Consider the following 23,044-nt stretch of genomic DNA (forward strand, 5'->3'; position numbering starts at 1 on the left):
AAACGCCCGGTTACATTCCGAACCCGGAAGCTAAGCCTTACAGCGCCGATGGTACTGCAGGGGGGACCCTGTGGGAGAGTAGGACGCCGCCGAACTCCTTTTAGAGCTCTGGCTCTTGGGCACGTAACCCAGGGGCCAGAGCTTTTTTGCGTTGAGGTAAGGTCAGGGAGCATCGTTGGCTCGTTTCCTACTGGAGGCCCCCGGGTGGAGGTTCAGGAGACCCGCGTTCAGACGGACCGGGTGCTCACCATCCCGAACATCCTCAGCATGGCGCGTCTCGTCGGCGTACCTCTGTTCCTGTGGCTGATTCTCAGGCCTGAGTTCGGAGGCCCGCGGAGTGACGGCTGGGCTCTCCTGGTGCTGGCCCTGAGCGGGATCAGCGACTACCTGGACGGCAAGCTGGCCCGGCGCTGGAACCAGATCAGCAGCCTCGGCCGGCTGCTCGACCCGGCTGCGGACCGGCTCTACATTCTGTCGACGCTGGTCGGTCTTACCTGGCGGGAGATTCTGCCTGTCTGGTTGACCGCTGTACTTCTCGCCCGAGAACTGCTTCTGCTGGTGATGGTGGGCATCCTCAGGCGGCACGGCTATCCGCCACCTCAGGTGAACTTCCTCGGGAAGGCGGCCACCTTCAACCTGATGTACGCGTTCCCACTTCTGCTGCTCAGTGACGGAACTGGGTGGCTGGCGTCACTCGCTGCTATTTTCGGATGGGCGTTCGCAGGATGGGGTACAACGCTCTACTGGTGGGCAGGAGTCCTCTACGTGGTACAAGTCCGCCGCCTGGTCCGTGCGGACGCCATGGCCGACTGAGCTCTCCGATTGGCAGAAAGAGTGGCTCGATGGCCCGCTGCGGAAAAGTGCGGGACAATCTGGACGGGTGAAGTCGGCTAGACCGTCGTCTCTTCAAGGAGGACGCTTCCGACATGAAGGCCGTCGTGATGGCCGGAGGCGAAGGCACACGCCTTCGCCCTATGACCTCGAGCATGCCCAAGCCGCTCCTGCCGGTGGCCAACCGGCCGATCATGGAGCACGTTCTGCGGCTGCTCAAAAGGCATGGGCTCACCGAGACCGTCGTCACTGTCCAGTTCCTGGCATCACTGGTCAAGAACTACTTCGGTGACGGTGAAGAGCTCGGAATGGAGCTCAGCTATGCCAATGAGGAGAAGCCACTCGGTACCGCGGGAAGCGTCAAGAACGCGGAGGAGGCGTTGAAGGACGACGCCTTCCTCGTCATCTCCGGCGATGCCCTGACCGACTTCGACCTCACCGAGCTGATCAACTTCCACAAGGAAAAGGGCGCGCTGGTCACCGTCTGCCTGACGCGGGTGCCCAACCCGCTGGAATTCGGCATCACGATCGTCGACGAAGAGGGCAAGGTCGAGCGGTTCCTCGAGAAGCCGACCTGGGGGCAGGTCTTCTCGGACACCGTGAACACCGGTATCTACGTGATGGAGCCCGAGGTCTTCGACTACGTCGAGGCCGATGTGCCCGTCGACTGGTCCGGCGATGTCTTCCCGCAGCTGATGAAGGAAGGCAAGCCGATCTACGGCTATGTCGCCGAGGGCTACTGGGAGGACGTCGGCACGCACGAGAGCTACGTGAAGGCCCAGGCCGACATCCTCGAGGGCAAGGTCGACGTCGAGCTCGACGGGTTCGAGATCTCCCCGGGCGTGTGGGTCGCCGAGGGTGCCGAAGTACACCCCGACGCCGTTCTGCGCGGGCCCCTCTATATCGGGGACTACGCCAAGGTCGAGGCCGGCGCCGAAATCCGCGAACACTCCGTCATCGGATCCAACGTCGTCGTGAAGAGCGGGGCCTTCCTGCACAAGGCCGTCGTGCACGACAACGTGTACGTCGGGCAGCACAGCAATCTGCGCGGGTGCGTCGTAGGGAAGAACACCGACATCATGCGGGCGGCCCGGATCGAGGACGGGGCCGTCATCGGTGACGAATGCCTGATCGGTGAAGAATCGATCGTGCAGGGCAATGTGCGGGTCTACCCGTTCAAGACCATCGAAGCCGGCGCGTTCGTCAACACGTCGGTGATCTGGGAATCGCGCGGTCAGGCGCATCTGTTCGGCGCCCGCGGGGTCTCCGGGATCCTCAACGTCGAGATCACGCCCGAGCTGGCCGTGCGTCTCGCCGGCGCCTACGCCACGACGCTGAAGAAGGGCTCCACCGTCACCACGGCCCGCGACCACTCCCGTGGTGCCCGGGCACTGAAGCGGGCGGTCATCTCCGCGTTGCAGGCCAGCGCCATCGACGTACGGGACCTGGAGAACGTACCGCTGCCCGTGGCGCGGCAGCAGACCGCGCGGGGGAGTGCCGGCGGGATCATGATCCGGACCTCGCCCGGGGTGCCGGATTCCGTGGACATCATGTTCTTCGACGGTCAGGGTGCCGATCTGTCGCAGGGCAGTCAGCGGAAGCTGGACCGGGTGTTCGCGCGCCAGGAGTACCGGCGTGCGTTCCCGGGAGAGATCGGCGACCTGCATTTCCCGGCCAGCGTCTTCGACTCGTACACCGGGTCGCTGCTGCGGAACGTGGACACGACCGGGATCTCCGAGTCGGGTCTGAAGGTCGTGGTCGACGCCTCGAACGGCAGTGCCGGGCTTGTGCTGCCGAGCCTCCTCGGGAAGCTCGGGGTGGACTCGCTGACGATCAACCCGGGTCTGGACGAGTCCAGGCCGACGGAGACCGCCGACATGCGGCGCCGCGGGCTCGTGCGGCTCGGAGAGATAGTGGCGTCATCGAGGGCCGCGTTCGGTGTGCGGTTCGACCCTGTGGGTGAGCGGCTGTCCCTGGTGGACGAGAAGGGCCGGATCATCGAGGACGACCGGGCGCTGCTGGTGATGCTCGACCTGGTGGCCGCCGAGCGGCGCAGCGGGCGGGTGGCCCTGCCGGTGACCACGACCCGGATCGCCGAGCAGGTGGCGGCGTATCACGGCACGCAGGTCGAGTGGACGACGACCTCGCCCGACGACCTGACCCGGGTCGGGCACGACGAGTCGACCATCTTCGGCGGGGACGGCAAGGGCGGGTTCATCGTCCCGGAGTTCAGCAGCGTCTTCGACGGTACGGCGGCCTTCGTGCGGTTGATCGGGCTCGTGGCCCGGACGCAGCTCACGCTGAGCCAGATCGACGCGAGGATTCCGCGGGCGCACGTCCTGAAGCGGGATCTGGCGACCCCGTGGGCCGTGAAGGGGCTCGTCATGCGGCGGGTCGTCGAAGCGGCCGGAGACCGCTTCGTGGACACCACCGACGGTGTGCGGGTGGTGGAGACGGACGGGCGCTGGGTCATGGTCCTCCCCGACCCGGCCGAGGCCGTCACGCACCTGTGGGCCGAAGGCCCGGACGACGCCTCGGCGCAGGCCCTGCTGGACGAGTGGGCGTCGGTCGTGGACAGCGCCGGGCGCTGACAGCACGCACCACGCGGGCGTGCCGGACAAGTGTCCCCAAGGGGGCCTGTCCGGCACGCCGGTGGGGCCGTTCCGAGGCACTGGCCGCGACATGCGACGATGTGCGGCATGCCGCAGCAGCCCCCCGTTCGGAGCACCCCCGCGCGCCCGTCGCGCCCGGACGCGTCCATGTCGCTGCTCACCAACGTCATGGACCACAGCCTCGACGACGGGTACGCCGAGGCCACCGCCCGGAAGCAGGCCGAGGGCGCCGGCGGCATGCCCAGAACGCTGCGGGCCAAGCTCGGCCTCGCCGCCGGGCTGGTGCTCGCGGCCCTCGTGGTGACCGTGGGCGCGGCACAGGCGCGCATCGCCGCTCCGGTCGTCGCCAAGGAGCGCGAGGAACTGATCGACCGCATCGACCGCGAGACGGAGGCGGCGGACAAGCTCGAGGGCACCGTCGACAAGCTGCGTGACGACGTGAGCGCGCGACAGCGCGAGGCGCTCCGGGACAGCGGTGGCGGCGACCAGGCGGAACTGGTGGGCGTGCTGGCGGGCGCGGTCGAGGTGCACGGCCCCGGGGTCAGACTGGTCGTGGACGACGCGAAGGAAGCCTCCACGGGCGGTGACGGCGATCCCCGGGAGACCACCGGGTTCTCCGACACGGGGCGGGTGCGCGACCGCGACATGCAGCGCGTGGTGAACGGGCTGTGGGCTTCCGGTGCCGAGGCCGTCTCGATCAACGGGCAGCGGCTGACGGCGCTGTCGGCGATCAGGGCCGCGGGCGACGCGATACTGGTCGACAACAAGCCTCTGGTGCCGCCGTACACGGTGCTCGCGGTGGGGGACGGCAAGAACCTCAGCACCCGGTTCCAGGACGGCGCCGACGGGCTGTATCTGCACGCCCTGCAGGAGAACTTCGGCATCCGGACCGCCCTCTCCGTGGAGGAGGACGTCCGGCTGCCCGCCGCACCGAGTGTGATCGTACGTACAGCACAGCCGAGAACTGAGAAGGGCACATCGTGATCGCCGTACTGGGCCTCGTCGTGGGAGTCGTGGCCGGCCTGTTGGTCCGGCCTGAGGTTCCGGCGGTCGTCGAGCCTTATCTGCCGATCGCCGTCGTGGCGGCGCTGGACGCCGTGTTCGGCGGACTGCGGGCCATGCTCGACGGCATCTTCGACGACAAGGTCTTCGTCGTCTCGTTCCTGTCGAACGTGGTCGTGGCGGCCCTGATCGTGTTCCTGGGTGACAAGTTGGGCGTGGGCGCGCAGCTGTCCACCGGTGTCGTGGTCGTCCTCGGCATCCGGATCTTCTCCAATGCCGCGGCGATCCGCCGGCACGTGTTCCGGGCGTGAGGCCGATGAGCAACAAGGACGAGACGAACCGGGGCGGGACGCCCCGGAATGAAACCCGTCAGAACGGGACGCAGTGGGACGAGACGCCGACGACCAGGCTGCGCAAGGAGTTGCCGGCGGAGGTACCTGGGGTGGCTCCGCGGGACGAAGCGGCCGGGGAGGCCTCCGAGCCCGGGCTGACCGGTCGGCAGCGGCTGGTGAAGGGGCTGTGGCCGCCGCGCGTGACACGCGCCCAACTCATCGTCGCCGTGCTGTTGTTCGGCCTGGGCTTCGGCCTGGCCGTCCAGGTCGCCTCCAACAGTGACAGTGGTAACGCCCTGCGCGGCGCGCGGCAGGAGGATCTTGTCCGCATCCTCGATGAACTCGATGACCGAAGTCAGCGTCTTGAGGACGAGAAGCAAGGGCTCGAAAAGCAGCGGCAGGAGCTGGAGAACAGCTCCGACCAGGCCGAGGAGGCCCGCAAGCAGACGGTCGAGAGGGAGAAGCAACTCGGCATTCTGGCGGGCACGGTGGCGGCTCAGGGGCCCGGCATCACGATGACCATCGAGGACACGAAGGGGACGGTCGAGGCGGACATGCTGCTCGACGCGATCCAGGAGCTGCGCGCGGCAGGGGCGGAGGCGATACAGATCAACGGTGTGCGGGTCGTCGCCGGCACGTATCTGACGGAATCCGGCAAGAGCGTGAGCGTCGACGGGAACAAGATCAACGCGCCCTATCGTTTCAAGGTCATCGGCAAGCCGCAGGACCTCGAACCGGCGCTCAACATCCCTGGAGGCGTGGTGCAGACTCTTGAGAAGGAGCAGGCCACCGTGACCGTCGAGCGATCGACCAAGATCGTCGTGGACGCCTTGCGAGCGGCGGAGCAGCCTGACTACGCTCGGTCGTCCTCCCAGTGAACCGGGGGTGCATGGGGGCCGTCCGGCAGGGGCATGACGTTGCGGGGGGTCGACGCACCGATCGGGTGGTGCGTGGTGGAAACTGTCTGGTGGATACGGACGTTGTGAAGGTGTCCGGGTCGGCCGGTTTATTCAGTCAGGGTTCGTCCTGCCCCACGGGCGGGTCTGTTTCGGTCAAGGGGAATCGCCCGTGAAGTTGTTTGCGAAGTTGTTCGGCAAGAGCGCGCGAGAGGGCAGCGACAACGCCACTGCCCGCCATCGCGCACAGCCCGACGCGGAGGGCCAGCGGCCGCTGTTCCGGGACCAGGTGGCTGGTCCGGGTGGTGACATTTCCGGAGGCCAGGGCGGGGCGTCGGTTGACCCTGCGCAGTCCGGCGGCATAGGTTTCGGACAACCGTCAACCTCAAGTACGGGTGGAGGGTTTTCCCCTATGTCGGCCCTGGTGTGTACGAGGTGCGGTAACCGCAATGCGGAGAACAGCCGCTTCTGTTCCAACTGCGGCGCGCCGTTGAGGCCGGGCCTGACGCCCGAGCGTGCGTCGGAGACGACCTCCACCATCTCCATCTCCGGCCTCGAGGCCTACGACTCCGAGACCACCGGCCAGACCCAGTTGCCGGCGCTCTCTCCCGAGGCGCAGGCCGCGGTGGACGCGTTGCCGCTCGGCTCCGCGCTGCTGGTCGTGCGCCGGGGGCCCAACTCGGGCAGCCGCTTCCTGCTGGACGGTGACCTGACCACGGCGGGGCGTCACCCGCAGAGCGACATCTTCCTGGACGACGTGACGGTCTCGCGCCGCCATGTGGAGTTCCGGCGCCGCCCGGACGGTTCGTTCACGGTGGCCGACGTCGGCAGCCTGAACGGCACGTACGTCAACCGGGAGCGCATCGACGAGGTCGCTCTGTCCAATGGTGACGAGGTGCAGATCGGCAAGTACCGGCTGGTCTTCTACGCGAGCCAGCGAGGTTACTGACCTCTCCCGGACTCGTCCGGGGGGACCCCCAGGGAAGGTCCATGCTGCGAACACCGAGGGGCGGTGCCGGACACGGCACCGCCGCCGCGGACGGTGATCTGATGAGCATCGGCACGGTGCTGAACGTGCTGCGCGACGAGTTCCCCGAAGTCACGATCTCCAAGATCCGCTTTCTGGAGTCGGAGGGGCTGGTCGAGCCGCAGCGGACCCCTTCGGGGTATCGCAAGTTCAGCGCCGAGGACGTCGAGCGTCTCGGTCACGTCCTGAGGATGCAGCGGGACCACTATCTGCCGCTGAAGGTGATCCGGGAGCACCTGGACGCCATGGAGCGCGGCGAGGCCGTGCCGCTGCCGACGGTGGGCCGGCAGCGGGACGGGGAAGCCGTCGCCGAGCCGTCCGACGCGCCCACGGTCGCCCGCATCGGGCGGGCCGAGCTGCTGGCGGCCGCGGGGATCGAGGAGCGGGAACTCGAGGAGTGGGAGTCGTACGGGCTCGTCGCACCGGTGGAGGACGGGGTCTACGACGCCGAGGCGGCCACGGTCGCCTCACTCATCGCCGAGCTGGGGCGCTTCGGTATCGAGCCCCGGCATCTGCGGGTGATGAAGGCCGCCGCCGACCGCGAGGCGGGGCTCGTGGACCAGGTGGTCGCCCCGCTCAAGCGGCACCGCAATCCGCAGACCAGGGCCCATGCGCAGGCCCGCACGAAGGAGCTCGCCGACCTCACGGTCCGGCTGCACGCGGCGCTCGTGCAGACCGCGCTCGGGGTGCGGCTGCCGTGAGGCGGGAGGCCGGATCGGTCACCCGTTCCCGGCCCGACTACCCAAACGTCCCGAGCACGGCCTAGGGTTGCTGTGTGAACGAGCTCGATGTCGTAGGTGTCCGGGTCGAGATGCCCTCCAACCAACCGATCGTGCTGCTGCGTGAAGTGGGAGGCGACCGCTACCTCCCCATCTGGATCGGGCCGGGGGAGGCGACGGCCATCGCCTTCGCCCAGCAGGGTATGGCCCCCGCGCGGCCGCTGACCCACGACCTGTTCAAGGACGTGCTGGAGGCCGTCGGCCAGGAGCTCACGGAAGTGCGCATCACGGACCTGCGTGAGGGCGTCTTCTACGCCGAGCTGGTCTTCGCCAGCGGTGTCGAGGTGAGCGCCCGCCCGTCCGACGCCATAGCGCTGGCGCTGCGCACCGGGACGCCGATCTACGGCAGCGACACGGTTCTCGACGACGCGGGCATCGCCATCCCGGACGAGCAGGAGGACGAGGTGGAGAAGTTCCGCGAGTTCCTCGACCAGATCTCGCCGGAGGATTTCGGCACCAGCAACCAGTAGCCGGGCGAGGGCGGGAGGCGAGGGCCGTAGGGAAGGAGGCGCCCCGTTCCCGGCGATTGCCGGCGGCCCGTGAGAGCGTCCTACGGCTTCCGCTCAGGGCATTCGGCTAGCCTTTCCCCGCGGTGGGGTGCGGGAAACCACTCTTAGGGTGATTATCACCCGGCGTGCCGAGTGTGGCGATCGTTGACGCACCCCTGGTGACTGCCTACCGTCGAGAAGGCAGGTCAAGGACGGAGGTCGGCGTGAGAAGCAGCGGCGACGGTACGGCTGGGGGTGCCCCCGGACTCGGTGTCGGGGGAAGCGGTCCGTACCCGCTTTACAGCAGCGCGGCCGATCACGCTCCGCAGCGACCGGCGGCCGTGCCGAGCAGCGGAGGGGCGACGTCCATGGCGTCCGAGCAGATCGGCTACCGCGGTCCGACGGCCTGTGCGGCCGCCGGCATCACCTACCGGCAACTGGACTACTGGGCGCGCACCGGGCTCGTCGAGCCGAGCGTGCGGCCCGCGTACGGCTCCGGCACCCAGCGTCTGTACAGCTTCCGGGACGTCGTCGTCCTGAAGATCGTCAAGCGGTTCCTCGACACCGGCGTGTCGCTGCAGAACATCCGTACTGCCGTCCAGCATCTGCGGGAGCGCGGCTTTCGCGACTTGGAGCGCATGACGCTGATGAGCGACGGTGCCACGGTCTACGAGTGCACCTCGCCGGACGAGGTCCATGCGCTGCTCCAGGGTGGCCAGGGCATCTTCGGGATCGCCGTGGGCGTGGTGTGGCGGGACGTCGAGAACGCGCTGTCGCAGCTGCACGGGGAACGGGTCGACACCGGTGAGACGCTCATCGGGCACAACCCGACGGACGAACTCGCGCGGCGGCGGAACCGGGCGGTCTAGGCCGATTCTCCAGGGTCTTTCGGATCATCCCGGGGGCCGCGGGGCACCGGCGTCAGCCAGGTACCGCAGTCCCGAGTCGGGCCGATCCGAAAGGCACGGCCCGACTCCTTCCACCAGGTGGTGGCCGGGCGACGCCATTGTCAGTGGCGTGGTGCAGCATCGGAGATGTGAGAAACGCGCCCACGATCCTGCATCTCGACATGGATGCCTTCTTCGCGCAGGCGGAGCAGGCGTCCAAGCCGAGTCTGCGCGGGAAGGCGGTCGTCGTGGGGGGTCTGGGGCCGCGCGGGGTGGTGGCGACGGCCTCGTACGAGGCACGGGCCTTCGGGGTGCACTCGGCGATGCCCATGGCCCAGGCGCGTCGGCTGGCGCCGAACGCCGCGTTCCTCGTGCCGCGTGGCGGTTTCTACCGGTCGATCAGCGATCAGGTCATGGAGCTGCTGCGGGCGCTGTCCCCGCTGGTGGAGCCGCTGAGTCTGGACGAGGCGTTCGTGGACCTGGAGGCCGGGGGAGCGGCCTGGGACGGTGAGTCGGCGCGGCTGGCCGGGGAGCGGCTGCGGGCGGACATCCGGGCCGTCACGGGGCTCACGGGGTCGGTGGGGCTGGCCGCCTCCAAGATGCTCGCGAAGATCGCCTCGGAGCAGGCCAAGCCCGACGGCCTGGTGCTGATCGAGCCGGGCACCGAGCGGGCCCTGCTCGGGCCGCTGTCGGTGCGGACGCTGCCGGGAGTCGGACCGGCGACCGGTGACCATCTGAGGCGGGCGGGGATCACCACGGTCGACGAGATCGTCGAGGCGGGTGAGGACGAGCTGGTCCGGCTGCTGGGCAAGGCCCACGGGCACGGGTTGTACGCCATGGCGCTCGCGCGCGACGAGCGGCCGGTGGTGGCGGAACGGGAGGCCAAATCGGTGTCGGTCGAGGACACGTACGACGTGGACATCCACGACCGGGTGCGGGTGGAGCTGGAGGTGCAGCGGTTGGCGGACCGGTGTGTGCGCAGGTTGCGGGGGGCCGGTCTGTCGGGGCGGACCATCGTGCTGAAGGTGCGGCGGTACGACTTCTCCACTCTCACCCGGTCGGAGACCCTGCGGGGGCCCACGGACGATCCGGCGGTGGTGCGGGAGGCGGCCGTGCGGCTGCTGGACGCGGTGGACACGACGGGCGGGGTGCGGCTGCTCGGCGTCGGCGTCAGCGGTCTGGCCGACTTCACGCAGGAGGACCTGTTCGCGCAGGCCGCCGAGGAGCGGGCGGAGGGACCCGAGGAGGAGGTTCCCGACGAGCCCGCCCAGGAGGAGGCGGCGGTGCCGACGGAGCACCAGTGGCGTCCCGGGCAGGATGTACGGCATGCCCAGCTGGGGCACGGCTGGGTCCAGGGCAGCGGCCTGGGGCGGGTCACCGTGCGGTTCGAGACGCCCGATTCGGAGGTGGGGCGGGTGCGGACGTTCCGGATCGACGACCCCGAGCTGGAGCCGGCGGATCCGCTGCCGCTGGTCCGGCGAAGACCGGAGGGGACCCTGACGGCGGACGCGGCGGACGAGGCGGATCCGGCGATCCCGGAGGGGTCGGCCGATGTGACGGTGGGGCGACCGGGGAGCGTCCGATGACGGGGGCGAGCACTGCCGGGGTGTCCGCGGAGCGCCGTGACGAGATGAGGGAGGTCGAGGACCGGGTCACCCGGTGGGCCGCGGGCCGGAGGGACGTCGTCGGAGTGCTGCTCGTCGGCTCCTGGGCTCGTGGTACCGCGCGGGCGGACTCGGACGTCGATCTCGTCGTGCTCACCACGGAGGCGTCGAGGTACGCCGCCGACGACGCCTGGCTCCGTGAGCCGGCGCTGGGTGAGGTGATCCGCGTCCAGGCGTGGGGGCCCATCACCGAGTGGCGGCACGTCACGGCGTCCGGGCTGGAGGTCGAGCTGAACATCGGCTCCCCGGACTGGGCGCGCACCGAGCCCGTCGACGCCGGTACACGGCGCGTCGTCAGTGACGGCGCCCGGATCCTGCACGACCCCGCCGGCGTCCTCGCGGAGCTGGTGCGGGCCTGCGCCTGACCGGGGTCAGGTCTCCTCCACGGCGTCGGTGCCGGCCAGTCTGCCGAAGTCGTGGTCCGGCAGCGGGGACGGGGCGCCCACGTCGAGGCCGTAGTGGTGGTAGAGCTGGAGTTCCTGCTCCGGGGAGAGGTGGCGGCCCACGCCGAAGTCAGGGGCGTCCTTGATGAGGGCGCGGTCGAAGGGGACGCGCAGGGCGCCGTCGACGAGTTCGCTGGGCTCCAGGGGGACGAAGGCGTCCCGGGAGAACAGGCCGGTCCGTATGGCCGCCCATTCCGGTACGCCGGTCGCGTCGTCGAGGTAGACCTCGTCGATCGTCCCTATCTTGATGCCGTTGCGGTCGAACGCCTTGCGGCCGATCAGGTTGCGCGGATCGATGTCGGTCTGCACGGGCCCTCCAACTGGTCGCAACACATTCGTAAGCACTACAAAAGAGCACAATGGGGAAGGCGGCCACTCGACAGGAGGTGCCGTTGACCTCGCTGGTAGTCTGGCAACGGCTGCTGACCCCGTGCGGGAGAGTCCTCCGGAGACCACCGGAGGCGCCGAAGGAGCAAATCCTCCCCGGAATCTCTCAGGCTCACGTACCGCATGGACGAGGTCACTCTGGAAAGCAGGGCGGGTGTCGACGGCTTCCGCTCTCACCGACGGTGAAAGCCGGGCGCCCGCGGGCGGCCGGTGAAGCTCTCAGGTTGAGATGACAGAGGGGGAGGCCGTTCGGGTACCCGTGCCGTGGTGCCCCTCGAAGGTCGCGTCAGACCAGGAGGCCTCCGCAATGACCGCCCATCGCATTCCGCTCTCCGATCTCGAACAGGGAATCCCCTTCGAGCAGCGCCACATCGGGCCCGACCAGGAGGCGCGGGCCAAGATGCTCGCGCAGGTCGGGTACGGCTCGCTGGACGAGCTCACCGCCGCCGCGGTCCCGGATGTGATCAAGAACGCCGACGCGCTGGACCTGCCGGGTGCGCGGTCCGAGGCCGAGGTGCTGGCCGAGCTGCGTGCGCTCGCCGATCGCAACGAGGTCCTCGACTCCATGATCGGGCTCGGCTACTACGGGACCTTCACGCCGCCCGTCATCCTGCGCAACGTCATGGAGAACCCGGCCTGGTACACGGCCTACACGCCGTACCAGCCGGAGATCTCGCAGGGGCGGCTCGAGGCGCTGCTGAACTTCCAGACCATGGTCGCCGACCTCACCGGTCTGCCGACCTCGGGTGCCTCGCTGCTCGACGAGGGCACGGCCGCCGCCGAGGCGATGTCGCTGTCGCGGCGCATGGGCAAGAACAAGAAGGGTCTGTTCCTGGTCGACGCGGACGCGTTGCCGCAGACCATCGCCGTGATCGAGACCCGGGCCGAGCCGACCGGCGTCGAGGTGGTCGTCGCCGACCTCAGTGAGGGCATTCCGGCCGGGATCGCCGCGCGGGAGATCAACGGCGTACTGATCCAGTACCCGGGCGCCTCCGGGGCCGTACGCGACATCAAGCCGGTCATCGAGCAGGCCCATGAGCTGGGCGCGCTCGTCACCGTCGCCGCCGATCTGCTCGCGCTGACGCTGCTGACGTCGCCCGGTGAGCTGGGGGCGGACATCGCGGTCGGGACGACACAGCGGTTCGGTGTGCCGATGGGCTTCGGCGGGCCGCACGCCGGCTACATGGCCGTCCACGAGAAGTTCGCGCGCAGCCTTCCCGGGCGGCTCGTCGGCGTGTCCGTCGACGCGGACGGGAACAAGGCCTACCGGCTCGCGCTGCAGACGCGTGAGCAGCACATCCGGCGGGAGAAGGCGACCAGCAACATCTGTACCGCGCAGGTGCTGCTCGCCGTCATGGCCGGGATGTACGCCGTCTACCACGGCCCCGAGGGCCTCAAGGGGATCGCTCGGCGCATCCACCGGTACGCGACCGTCCTCGCCGCGGGGCTCCGGGCCGGCGGCGTCGAGGTCGTGCACGGCGCGTACTTCGACACGCTGACCGTGCGCGTGCCCGCGAAGGCCGCCGCGGTCGTCGCCGCGGCGCGGCGCAACGGCGTCAACCTGCACCTCGTCGACGCCGACCAGGTGTCGATCGCCTGCGACGAGACCACCGGGCGGGCCCAGGTGGCCGCCGTCTGGAGCGCGTTCGGGGTCGACGCGGACATCGAGGCGCTCGACGCGGTCACCGAGGACACCCTGCCGGCCGGGCTGCTGCGCACCGACACGATCCTGACCCACCCCGTCTTCCACCAGCACCGCTCCGAGACCGCGATGCTGCGCTACCTGCGCCGGCTCGCCGACCGGGACTACGCGCTCGACCGGGGCATGATCCCGCTGGGCTCCTGCACCATGAAGCTCAACGCGACCACCGAGATGGAGCCGGTGACCTGGCCCGAGTTCGGGCAGCTGCATCCGTTCGCGCCCGCCGAGCAGGCGCAGGGCTACCTCACGCTCATCCGTGAGCTGGAGGAACGTCTCGCCGAGGTCACCGGGTACGACAAGGTGTCCCTCCAGCCCAACGCCGGGTCGCAGGGCGAGCTGGCCGGGCTGCTCGCCGTACGCGGGTACCACCGGGCCAACGGGGACGAGCAGCGGACCGTGTGCCTCATCCCGTCGTCCGCGCACGGCACGAACGCCGCCAGCGCCGTGATGGCCGGCATGAAGGTCGTCGTCGTCGACACCGCCGAGGACGGCGAGATCGACGTCGAGGACCTGCGGGCGAAGATCGAGAAGCACCGCGACGAGCTGGCGGTGCTGATGATCACCTATCCGTCGACGCACGGTGTGTTCGAGGAGCACGTCGCCGACATCTGCGCCCAGGTGCACGAGGCCGGCGGGCAGGTGTACGTGGACGGCGCCAACCTCAACGCGCTGGTCGGGCTCGCCAAGCCGGGCCACTTCGGCGGTGACGTCTCGCACCTGAACCTGCACAAGACGTTCTGCATCCCGCACGGCGGTGGCGGTCCGGGCGTCGGGCCGGTGGCCGTACGGTCGCACCTGGCGCCGTATCTGCCGAACCACCCCTTGCAGCCGGCGGCCGGGCCCGAGACGGGTGTGGGGCCGATCTCGGCCGCCCCGTGGGGGTCCGCGGGGATCCTGCCCATCTCGTGGGCGTACGTGCGGCTCATGGGCGGCGAGGGGCTGAAGCGGGCGACGCAGGTGGCGGTGCTCTCCGCCAACTACATCGCCAAGCGGCTCGAGCCGCACTACCCGGTGCTGTACACCGGCCCCGGCGGGCTGGTCGCGCACGAGTGCATCATCGATCTGCGGCCGCTGACCAAGGCGACCGGGGTGAGCGTCGACGACGTGGCCAAGCGGCTCATCGACTACGGCTTCCACGCGCCGACGATGTCGTTCCCGGTCGCCGGGACGCTGATGATCGAGCCGACGGAGTCGGAGGACCTGGCCGAGCTGGACCGGTTCTGCGAGGCGATGATCGCGATTCGCGCGGAGATCGAGAAGGTCGGTTCCGGCGCGTGGCCCGCCGACGACAACCCGCTGCGCCAGGCCCCGCACACCGCGGCCGCGCTCGGTGGGGACTGGGAGCACGTGTACACCCGCGAGGAGGCCGTCTTCCCGGCCGGGGTGTCCGCCGCCGACAAGTACTGGCCGCCGGTGCGCCGCATCGACCAGGCCTTCGGGGACCGGAACCTGGTCTGCTCGTGCCCGCCGCTGGACGCGTACCAGGACTGATCCACCGGGGCCGGGGGCTCCCGTCCGTTCGGGGCGGGAGCCTCTTCGGTGTGTCAGGCCGTCATGAGCGAGACCTCGGTCGACTTGATCAGGGCGACCACCGGGGTGCCGGCCGCCAGGCCGAGGTCGGTGGCCGCCTCCTGGGTGATCACCGAGGTCAGGTCACCGCCTTCGACGGAGATCCTCACGGACGCCAGGGCGCCGCCGGCCGTGACCTCGGTGACCGTTCCGGGGAGCTGGTTGCGGATCGAGAGGCCCTCGATCCGGGACGTGGCGAGGGAGACATCCGTCGACTTCACCAGGGCGCGGACCGCGGAGCCCGGGGCGAGACCGAGCTCGGCCACGGCTTCCCGGGTGATCGCCGCGGTGAGGGCCTGGCCGCCGGTGAGGCGGATCCCGACGGTGGCCATCACCTCGCCGGGGACGAGGGCGGTGACGGTGCCGTGGAGCTGGTTGCGGATGCTCAGGGTCATGAACGACAACCGTAGGGCCCCATGACCGCTATGCCGGGTATGCGTGGGTCTGTGCCGCCTTGACGGTCGCCCAGACCGGTGTGCCCGGATGCAGGCCGAGTTCGGCCGCGGCGACCGTGGTGAGGTCGGCGGCGAGGGAGAGTTCGCCGGTGAGGTCGGCGCGGATCTGGTCGCCGTGGGTCTCCAGGCCGGCCACCTCGCAGCGCCAGAGGTTGCGGGCGCTGGAGCCGGTGGGGCGGTCGCGGTGGAGGGTGACCGCGCTCGGCGGGAACGCCACGAAGACGGGCCCGGAGAGGTCTTCCGTGGTGGTGAGGTCGGGGCCCGCGTCGAGGTGGACCGTGTGGCCGTCCGCCCGGCCCCGGTAGAGGTTCAGGCCGACCAGCTGCGCGATGTAGTCGGTGCGCGGGTGGCGGGCGATGCCGGACGGGGTGCCTTCCTGGACGACCTGGCCGTGCTCGACGACGACCAGGCGGTCGGCGAGGACCATGGCGTCGAGCGGATCGTGTGTGACGAGGACCGCGACGGCCTCGAACTCGGCCAGGTGGCGGCGGAGCTGGGCGCGCACCTCCAGACGGGTGCGGGCGTCCAGCGCCGCCAGGGGCTCGTCGAGCAGGAGCAGCCGGGGGTGGGTGGCGAGGGCGCGGGCCAGGGCGACGCGCTGGGCCTGACCGCCGGACAGGCGGCGGGGCTTGGCGCCGGCGTGTTCGGCGAGGCCCATGCGCTGAAGCCACTCGGCGGCCTGGGCGCGGGCCTGCGCCTTGGTCGCGCCGTGGCAGCGGGGGCCGAACGCCACGTTGTCCAGGGCGCTCAGATGCGGGAAGAGCAGGTAGTCCTGGAAGACCACGCCGACGGGGCGGGATTCGGGCGGCGTACGCTCCAACGCCGTACCGTCCAGCCGGAGATGGCCGCCGGTGAGGGGGACGAGGCCGGCGAGGGCGCGCAGGGCGGTCGTCTTGCCGGCGCCGTTGGGGCCGAGGAGGGCGACGACGTCGCCGGGGGCGGCGGTCAGGGTGACGTCGAGACGGAAGGGGCCGCGGTCCACGACGAGGTGGGCGTCGAGGCCTTCGCCGTGCGGGGCGGCGGCTGCCGTGGCGTGGGAAGTGGTGGAGTTCACGAGGTCGTCATCCAACGGTCCCGCAGGCCTGCCAGGACCGCGATCGACACGGCCAGCAGGACCAGGCTGAGGGCGATCGCGGCCTCCGGGTCGTTCTGGAGGGCGAGGTAGACGGAGAGCGGCATCGTCTGGGTGCGGCCGGGGAAGTTGCCCGCGAAGGTGATCGTCGCGCCGAACTCGCCCAGGGCGCGGGCCCAGGCCAGCACGGCGCCCGCCGCGATGCCCGGCGCGATCAGGGGGAGGGTGACCCGGCGGAACGCGGTGAAGCGGGAGGCTCCCAGGGTGGTGGCGGCCTCCTCGTAACGGGGGTCGGCGGCGCGCAGGGTGCCCTCGACGCTGATGACCAGGAACGGCATCGCCACGAAGGTCTCCGCCACGACGACGCCGGCCGTGGTGAAGGGAAGCGTGATGCCGAACCAGGAGTCCAGCCACTGCCCGACCACGCCGTTGCGGCCGAGGGCGAGCAGCAGGGCCACGCCGCCCACGACCGGGGGCAGGACCAGTGGGAGGGTGACGAGGGCCCGGACGAGGCCCCGGCCGGGGAAGTCCGTGCGGGCCAGGAGCCAGGCCAGCGGAACCCCGATCACCAGGCTCACCGCGGTGGCCGCCGTGGCGCAGACCAGGGACAGCCGGAGTGCCTGCCACACCCCGGGGCTGGTCAGTTGCTCGGGCAGGCTGTGCCACGGGGCCCGCACGACGAGGGCGACCAGGGGCAGCAGGAGGAAGGCCAGGCCGAGCAGGGCCGGGAGGAGCAGGGCGAGGGGCACGCCCGTACGGATGCGGGCGCGCCGTGGGCCGCCGCGGAGGGTGTCGGCGGTGGCCGCCCTGCCCGGGGACGGCGTGACGTGGGGAACCCGGCCTCGGTCGGTCACGGCGCGAGGAACCCGGCCTCGGACAGTACCCGTCGGCCCTCGGTCGAGCGCACCAGGGCGATGAAGGCCTTGGCCGCCTCGGCGTTCGGCGCGTCCTTCAGGAGGGTGATCGGGTAGTCGTTGACGGCGTCGGCCGACTCGGGGAAGTCCACGCCCTCCACCTTGTCACCCGCCGTGTGCACATCGGTCCTGTACACCACCGCGGCGTCGGCCTCCTTCAGCTCGACCTTCGTCAGGGCGCCCTTGACGTCCTGCTCGTAGGAGACCGGGGTCAGCTCGATGCCGCTCGCGTCGAGGGCCTTCTGGGCGGCGGCGCCGCAGGGGACCGTCCTGTCGCACAGGACGACCTTCAGGCCGGGCCTGGTGAGGTCCTGGAGTGAGGCGATCGTGTCGGGGTTGCCCGGCAGGGTGGCGATCTCCAGCTGGTTGCGGGCGAAGGTGACCGGGGTGGTCGCGTTGTCCTGCCCGTCGGTCACGATCGCCATGGTCGTGGTGCTGGCCGCGGCGAAGACGTCGGCCGGGGCGCCGGCGGTGATGTTGGCGGCGAGGGTGTCGCTGCCACCGAAGTTGAAGGTGACCTCGGTGCCCGGGTGGGCCTTCTCGAACTTCCGGCCCAGCGTAGTGAAACTCTCCTGGAGGGAGGCGGCGGCGAAGACGGTGACGGTTCCGGAGAGCCGCGCCGAGGCGTCGGGGGCGGAGCCCGAGCCCGAGCCCGGGGACGAGCACGCGCTCAGGGCCAGCAGCGCGGCGGTCGCGGTCCCCGTCACGTGCAGGGTCCGGCGGGTCCGACGCGCGGGACGGGTCATCGCGGGCACTCCCTCTGTCCTCGACGGGGAAGGCCGGCGGCTCCCTCCCGCTACGCCGATCATACTGGCGCATGTGCGAGCCGTAAGTCTCCTGTGGCATCGCATGAGCGGGGTGAGGTGCGGTCATGGCCGCGCATGTGCGTTCGTACCATGAGGCTCAGGAGCGGTCGATGTGTACGTTTGTCGACTTCACGCGGGCCGTGGCCTCCATGCCGACCTCCAGGCCCAGTTCCTCGACGGCCTCCCGGGTCAGCAGGGAGACGAGGCGGTGCGGGCCGGCCTGGATGTCGACCTGGGCGGCGACGTCGCCGAGTTTGATCGCGGTCACGATGCCGGGAAACGCGTTGCGGGCCGAGGTGTGGGAGGTGCCCTCCTCGGTGCTGCCGGAGCCCGCGAGTTCGACGGAGAACGCGGCGAGGTCCCTGCCGTCGATGAGGCGTCGTCCGGTCTCGTCGCGGTGGGTCGCCACCCGGCCCGCGTCCGCCCAGCGGCGGGCCGTGTCGGGACTCACGCCGAGCAGCCGCGCCGCCTGGCCGATCGTGTAGGACTGCATGCGGGCCACGATAGGGCTGGTGGAGGGGAGCGGTGGACGTGGGGTTGGCCGGTGGGCGTGACGCGGTGTGGCGTCACGACCGGGACCGTGGGGGACCGGGACCGGGACCGTGACTTGGCCCGGGGTCGGGACCGTGACCTGGACCGGGGAGATCGGGACCGGGTCGTGGACGTGCCGCGCCCGCCGCGGTGGATGGCCGGCCGGGCGTCGAGGAGCTGGACGAGCGGGCGCTCACGACACCCTGCGCAGCGACCTCGGACGGGCGGGCGGCGCGTTGCGGCTGGTGACGCGGCCGGGTGCCGTGAGGGACGCCGACGCCCGGTGACGCACCCCGGCTCTGAGGGGGCCGTCCGCCCGGCCCGACGGCCCCGGCCCGGTCAGCCCGTGTGGACGCGTGGACGGCGGACGCGGTCGGGCTCCGCCTCGCGCAGCACCTCACGGGTGACCGGGGCGACCTCGCCCTGGCCGAAGAGGAAGAAGCGCAGGAAGTTGGCGAAGGGGTTGCCCTCGGTCCACTCGAAGTAGATGTGGGGGGTGCAGCCGGTCGTGTCGCGGACGTGCAGGAGCAGGGCCGCCAGGGCGTTGGGGATGGAGGAGGACTCCAGGGTCAGGACGCGGTAGCGGTTGTGCAGGATCTCGCCGCGTACGGTCAGGCCCGCCTCGAACTCCGAGGGATCGCCGACCGTGACCTCGACGAAGACGAAGTCCTCGCCGGGGACGTCGTTGTCCTCCCGGATCTGCTCGATCTTGTCGCGGTACTCGGCCTGGTCGCGCTGGTCGGGCTCGTTGGCGATGAACCGTATCTTCCGGCTGGCCACGTCCCGGACGAACCGTTCCGCCATGTCGTCCAGCGTCACGCTCGTCACACGGAGCTCGAAGGCGCGGGCCAGGCGGGAGAGGAACGAGACGAGGATGATGCCGGCGATGAAGCAGGCGCCGATCTTGACGCCGTCGGGGCGCTCGATGACGTTGGCGACCGTCGTGTAGAGGAACACCGCCGAGATCACCGCGAAGGCGATCGTCCAGTTCCGCTGACCGGCCTTGTGACTGGCGATGGTCACCGCGATGGCGGCGGAGCTGATCAGGACGAGGACACCGGTCGCGTAGGCGCCGCCCTGGGCGTCGACGTCGGCGTCGAAGATCCAGGTGACCAGGAAGGCGATCAGGGTGAAGACGATCACCATCGGGCGCACCGCGCGGGCCCAGTGCGGGGCCATGCCGTACCGGGGCAGGTAGCGCGGCATCAGGTTGAGCAGGCCGGCCATGGCGGAGGCGCCCGCGAACCACAGGATGGCGATCGTCGAGACGTCGTAGACCGTGCCGAAGACGTTGCCGAGGTAGTCGTGCGCCAGGTAGGCCAGCGCGCGGCCGTTGGCGTCGCCGCCGTCCTCGAACTCCTTCTCCGGGATGAGGAGGGTGGTGACGAAGCTGGTGGTGATCAGGAAGCCGCTCATGATCAGGGCGGCGGTGGTGAGCAGCTTCTTGGTGCCCCGGATGCGGCCGGCCGGCCGCTCCTCGGTGTCGCCCGGGTCGCCCTTGACGTGCGGCATGACGGCGACGCCGGTCTCGAAGCCGGAGAGACCGAGCGCGAGCTTCGGGAAGACGATCAGGGCCACGCCGATCATCACGAAGACGTTGCCGTGCTCGGCGGTCAGGGCGCTGGACCAGTCGGTGATCACATGCCCCTCGGTGACGACGTGCCACATGCCGACGACCACGACGACGACGTTCAGCGCCAGGTAGACGCCCACCAGGGCGACCGCCACGCCGATCGCCTCCAGGAAGCCCTTGAGGAAGACCGCGCCGAGCAGGGCCACCAGGATGAGGGTGATGAGCATCTGCTGGTCGTGCAGGAGGCCGGTCAGGTGCGGGTTCTCGACGAGGTGGGTCGAGGCGTCCGCCGCGGACAGGGTGATGGTGATCAGGAAGTCGGTGGCCGCGAAGCCGAGCAGGGTCAGGACGAACAACTTGCCCTGCCAGAAGGACAGCAGTCGCTCCAGCATGGCGATCGAGCCCTCGCCGTGGGGGCTCTCCTCGGCCACGCGCCGGTAGACCGGCAGGGCGCCCGCCAGGGTGACGATCACCAGGACGATGGTCGCGATCGGCGACAGCAGGCCGGCCGCGAGGGCGGCGATGCCGGGCTGGTAGCCGAGGGTCGAGAAGTAGTCGACACCGGTCAGGCACATCACCCGGTACCAGGGCCGGCCCTGGTGGACCTGCTCCGGTTCCGCGGCGTGCGGGCCGTGGTGGCCGCCGTCCTTGCCCATGTCGGACAGGCCTTCCAGCATCCATGCGCGCAGGCGACTGGGCGGTGGGTGCTCGGTGGTGGCCATCCATGTGCTCCTGCGGTGCGGCTCGACGTGCGGTTTCGGCCATCACGGGTACGGCCGGACCAGCGTAAGCGGAGAGTGACGCAGTGGCCCACGGATGAGGGGGCTCCGTGCGTCAAGCTTCCGTTAAGACTGGGTATGCGGGCGTGGGGTGGGGTCAAGAGCGGAGTTCGCGGGGGGTACCGGAGTCGACGGGGCCGCATGGGCGACAGGTGTGGCGGGGGCCGCTGGGTGGCCACCCAGCGTCATGGGCGGCCGGGTTGGTCGGCCGCGTGGGGTGGGCGGACGGGGTGTGGCCAGGCCGTGTCGCCTCGGTCCGGAAGGGGTGCGGCTCGGCCACGTCGCGTCCGTCGGGACGGTGTTCGGGCCGGCCGTGTCGGGTCGGCCGGGGCGGGCGGGGAGGTGTCCAGCGCGGCGTGTGACGCTCGGCCTCGGACGGACCGAGCGCCTCGGACGGCCGACAGGCCCCGACAGCCTCGAAGACGGACCGACGACCGACGGGGATGGGACCGACGTCCTCCGCGCGCCGCGCGGCTGGTCCCGCGCGCCGACGACCACGGCACCGAGCCGCTCGGCGACGGCCACCGCTTCGCACGATGAAGGCCCCGCACCACACCCACCCCGCCGCCCGGGAACGCGCACGCGGCCTTGTCTCTCCCCGGGCGGCGCCCTACAGTCCGCTCCGTAATGTTCGTCGATGAGACCGAATGTTTCGACCGCTTCGGTCTCCCGGAGGGGCTCACGCATGCGGACGAACGAAGAGACGACGGGCAGGACCTACGCCAACCCCGTCATCGCCGGATTCCACCCCGACCCCAGCGTCTGCCGGGTCGGCGACGACTACTACCTGGTCTGTTCCAGCTTCGAGTACTTCCCCGGGGTCCCGCTCTTCCACAGCCGTGACCTCGTGCACTGGCGGCAGATCGGCAACGTCCTCGACCGGCCCGCGCAGCTGCCGCTGCCGGACGACCTGCCCGCCTCGGCCGGCGTGTACGCGCCGACGATCCGCCACCACGACGGCCGCTTCCACATGATCACCACGAACGTCGCGGGCGGCGGGAACTTCCTCGTCACCAGCGAACGGCCGGAGGGCCCGTGGTCCGACCCGGTGTGGATCGACCTGCCGGGCATCGACCCCGACCTCGCCTGGGACGAGGACGGCGGCTGCTGGTGCGCGGTCGCCGGGGTGCGGGTGGCCCGCATCGACCCGCTGACCGGCAAGGTGCTCGAAGGACCGGTTCCGGTGTGGTCCGGCAGCGGGCTCCAGCACCCGGAGGCCCCGCACCTGTACCGCATCGGGGAGTGGTGGTATCTGTTGCTCGCCGAGGGTGGCACGGCCCTCGGTCACAGCGTGTCCATCGCCCGGGCGCGCTCACCCCTCGGCCCCTATGAACCCGCCCCCGCGAACCCCGTCCTCACCCACGCCGGCACCGGTCTGCCGATCCAGTGCACCGGCCACGCCGACCTGGTCGAGGCGGCCGACGGCAGCTGGTGGATGGTACTGCTCGGCACGCGTCCGCGCGGCTGGTTCCCCCACTTCCACGTGCTCGGCCGGGAGACCTTCCTGACCCCCGTCGAGTGGGCCGACGGCTGGCCCCGGGTGGGTCCGGTGCGGGAACGGCACCTCGCACCCGCGGGCGCCTGGCACCCCGTCCCGCCCGAGCCGGAGCGCGACGACTTCGACGCCCCGGTCCTCGCGCCGTACTGGATCTCCCCGCGCCGCAGGCCCGAGGGCTCCTGGTCGCTGGACGCCCGGCGCGGCCGGCTGACCCTCACCGCGACCGGCGACAGCCTTGACCGTCCGGGGCACACCTTCGTCGGCCGCCGCCAGCGCCATCCCGACTGCCGTACGGCCGCCCGCCTGGAGCCCGGATCGGGGCGCGCGGGACTCTCCGTGCGCCTCGACGAGGCCCACCACTACGACCTGGAGGTGGGCGGGGGAGAGATCGGCGTGGTCGCCCGGATCGGTCCCGTACGGCAGTGGGTGGTGCGGCAGCCGGTGCCGCCCGGGCCGCTCACCCTCGTCGCCGACATCCGGACGACGGACGTGGTGGCGCCGACCGTGACGTCCGCCGGTCAGGAAGCTCCCGGCGTCCGTCCGGCCGGCCCGGACACGATCGCCTTCTCGGTCGACGCCGCGGAGGGCACCGTGCCGCTCGCCGAACTCGACGGCCGGTACCTCTCCACCCAGGTGGCCGGTGGCTTCACCGGCCGGGTCATCGGGATGTACGTCACCGAGGGCGTCGCGGCCTTCGACTGGTGCGAGCACCGCCCGTCCCGCTGAGCGAGCCGCCGTCGCCGGATTCGCTGCGTTCAAGGGGTTGCCACCCGTTGGAGCCTGTCTCTAGGGTGCGG

Annotated in this window: 20 protein-coding genes, 1 rRNA gene and 1 riboswitch; of the genes, 14 read left to right on the forward strand and 7 right to left on the reverse strand. The window is 70.7% G+C overall.

The genetic code is table 11. The features are described from left to right. The 12 genes from rrf to ACF1A1_RS25125 form a co-directional block, all read left to right on the forward strand. A 5S ribosomal RNA gene (rrf, locus tag ACF1A1_RS25070) occupies window positions 1-95 on the forward strand; the annotation flags it as partial. Window positions 96-204: 109 nt separating this feature from the next. Further along, window positions 205-813 (forward strand): CDP-alcohol phosphatidyltransferase family protein, encoded by a 609-nt coding sequence (locus tag ACF1A1_RS25075; protein WP_392002903.1) that lies wholly within the window; start codon window positions 205-207, stop codon window positions 811-813. A gap of 113 nt (window positions 814-926) precedes the next feature. Beyond that, a complete protein-coding gene (locus tag ACF1A1_RS25080) occupies window positions 927-3,422 on the forward strand; it encodes a sugar phosphate nucleotidyltransferase (RefSeq protein ID WP_392002904.1) in 2,496 nt (831 codons plus the stop codon). A gap of 99 nt (window positions 3,423-3,521) precedes the next feature. Then, window positions 3,522-4,427, forward strand: coding sequence for a DUF881 domain-containing protein (locus tag ACF1A1_RS25085; RefSeq protein ID WP_392002905.1), 906 nt, complete (start codon window positions 3,522-3,524; stop codon window positions 4,425-4,427). Further along, window positions 4,424-4,756, forward strand: coding sequence for a small basic family protein (locus ACF1A1_RS25090; protein ID WP_003988855.1), 333 nt, complete (start codon window positions 4,424-4,426; stop codon window positions 4,754-4,756). The genes ACF1A1_RS25085 and ACF1A1_RS25090 overlap by 4 nt, the downstream gene beginning before the upstream one ends. Before the next feature lie 5 nt (window positions 4,757-4,761). After that, window positions 4,762-5,655 (forward strand): DUF881 domain-containing protein, encoded by an 894-nt coding sequence (locus ACF1A1_RS25095; RefSeq protein ID WP_392002906.1) that lies wholly within the window; start codon window positions 4,762-4,764, stop codon window positions 5,653-5,655. Between the two features lie 82 nt (window positions 5,656-5,737). Then, on the forward strand, window positions 5,738-6,622 hold the full coding sequence (locus tag ACF1A1_RS25100; protein ID WP_392003347.1) for an FHA domain-containing protein: 885 nt from the start codon (window positions 5,738-5,740) through the stop codon (window positions 6,620-6,622). A gap of 41 nt (window positions 6,623-6,663) precedes the next feature. Next, window positions 6,664-7,401, forward strand: coding sequence for a MerR family transcriptional regulator (locus ACF1A1_RS25105; RefSeq protein ID WP_392002907.1), 738 nt, complete (start codon window positions 6,664-6,666; stop codon window positions 7,399-7,401). Between the two features lie 74 nt (window positions 7,402-7,475). Beyond that, window positions 7,476-7,949: a bifunctional nuclease family protein gene (locus tag ACF1A1_RS25110; protein WP_004934251.1), complete on the forward strand. Its 474-nt coding sequence runs from the start codon at window positions 7,476-7,478 to the stop codon at window positions 7,947-7,949. 242 nt (window positions 7,950-8,191) lie between these two features. Beyond that, window positions 8,192-8,836, forward strand: coding sequence for a MerR family transcriptional regulator (locus ACF1A1_RS25115; RefSeq protein WP_392002909.1), 645 nt, complete (start codon window positions 8,192-8,194; stop codon window positions 8,834-8,836). A gap of 167 nt (window positions 8,837-9,003) precedes the next feature. Next, the gene (locus ACF1A1_RS25120; protein WP_392002910.1) at window positions 9,004-10,440 is read left to right on the forward strand and encodes a DNA polymerase IV; all 1,437 of its coding nucleotides are present in this window, start codon (window positions 9,004-9,006) and stop codon (window positions 10,438-10,440) included. Further along, complete coding sequence (locus ACF1A1_RS25125) at window positions 10,437-10,883, forward strand: nucleotidyltransferase domain-containing protein (protein ID WP_392002912.1); 447 nt, start codon at window positions 10,437-10,439, stop codon at window positions 10,881-10,883. Before ACF1A1_RS25120 ends, ACF1A1_RS25125 begins: the two co-directional genes overlap by 4 nt. Before the next feature lie 6 nt (window positions 10,884-10,889). Here ACF1A1_RS25125 and ACF1A1_RS25130 read toward each other — a convergent pair whose 3' ends face one another. Then, window positions 10,890-11,270: a PRC-barrel domain-containing protein gene (locus ACF1A1_RS25130; protein WP_392002913.1), complete on the reverse strand. Its 381-nt coding sequence runs from the start codon at window positions 11,268-11,270 to the stop codon at window positions 10,890-10,892. Window positions 11,271-11,384: 114 nt separating this feature from the next. Continuing rightward, window positions 11,385-11,480: riboswitch (glycine riboswitch) on the forward strand. Window positions 11,481-11,655: 175 nt separating this feature from the next. Here ACF1A1_RS25130 and gcvP point away from each other — a divergent pair. Further along, window positions 11,656-14,541: an aminomethyl-transferring glycine dehydrogenase gene (gene gcvP / locus ACF1A1_RS25135; RefSeq protein WP_392002915.1), complete on the forward strand. Its 2,886-nt coding sequence runs from the start codon at window positions 11,656-11,658 to the stop codon at window positions 14,539-14,541. 53 nt (window positions 14,542-14,594) lie between these two features. Here gcvP and ACF1A1_RS25140 read toward each other — a convergent pair whose 3' ends face one another. From ACF1A1_RS25140 to ACF1A1_RS25165, 6 genes are all read right to left on the reverse strand, one after another. Further along, entirely contained in the window at window positions 14,595-15,014 is a 420-nt protein-coding gene (locus tag ACF1A1_RS25140; protein ID WP_392002917.1) for a molybdopterin-binding protein, read from the reverse strand. A gap of 28 nt (window positions 15,015-15,042) precedes the next feature. Continuing rightward, a complete protein-coding gene (locus ACF1A1_RS25145; RefSeq protein WP_392002918.1) occupies window positions 15,043-16,128 on the reverse strand; it encodes an ABC transporter ATP-binding protein in 1,086 nt (361 codons plus the stop codon). Further along, window positions 16,125-17,000 carry an ABC transporter permease gene (locus tag ACF1A1_RS25150; protein ID WP_392002919.1) on the reverse strand — a complete coding sequence of 292 codons (876 nt, stop codon included), beginning with the start codon at window positions 16,998-17,000 and terminating at the stop codon, window positions 16,125-16,127. Before ACF1A1_RS25150 ends, ACF1A1_RS25145 begins: the two co-directional genes overlap by 4 nt. Then, window positions 16,997-17,806 carry a molybdate ABC transporter substrate-binding protein gene (modA, locus tag ACF1A1_RS25155; RefSeq protein ID WP_392002921.1) on the reverse strand — a complete coding sequence of 270 codons (810 nt, stop codon included), beginning with the start codon at window positions 17,804-17,806 and terminating at the stop codon, window positions 16,997-16,999. Before modA ends, ACF1A1_RS25150 begins: the two co-directional genes overlap by 4 nt. Before the next feature lie 157 nt (window positions 17,807-17,963). Continuing rightward, window positions 17,964-18,359 (reverse strand): molybdopterin-binding protein, encoded by a 396-nt coding sequence (locus ACF1A1_RS25160; protein ID WP_392002922.1) that lies wholly within the window; start codon window positions 18,357-18,359, stop codon window positions 17,964-17,966. A 377-nt stretch (window positions 18,360-18,736) separates the two neighbouring features. After that, window positions 18,737-20,692: an amino acid transporter gene (locus ACF1A1_RS25165; RefSeq protein ID WP_392002923.1), complete on the reverse strand. Its 1,956-nt coding sequence runs from the start codon at window positions 20,690-20,692 to the stop codon at window positions 18,737-18,739. Between the two features lie 742 nt (window positions 20,693-21,434). Here ACF1A1_RS25165 and ACF1A1_RS25170 point away from each other — a divergent pair. Next, window positions 21,435-22,973 carry a glycoside hydrolase family 43 protein gene (locus ACF1A1_RS25170; RefSeq protein ID WP_392002925.1) on the forward strand — a complete coding sequence of 513 codons (1,539 nt, stop codon included), beginning with the start codon at window positions 21,435-21,437 and terminating at the stop codon, window positions 22,971-22,973. Window positions 22,974-23,044: the final 71 nt, after the last annotated feature.

It is taken from the genome of Streptomyces sp. NPDC014995 (assembly GCF_043080745.1).
In the GTDB taxonomy this organism is placed as follows: domain Bacteria; phylum Actinomycetota; class Actinomycetes; order Streptomycetales; family Streptomycetaceae; genus Streptomyces.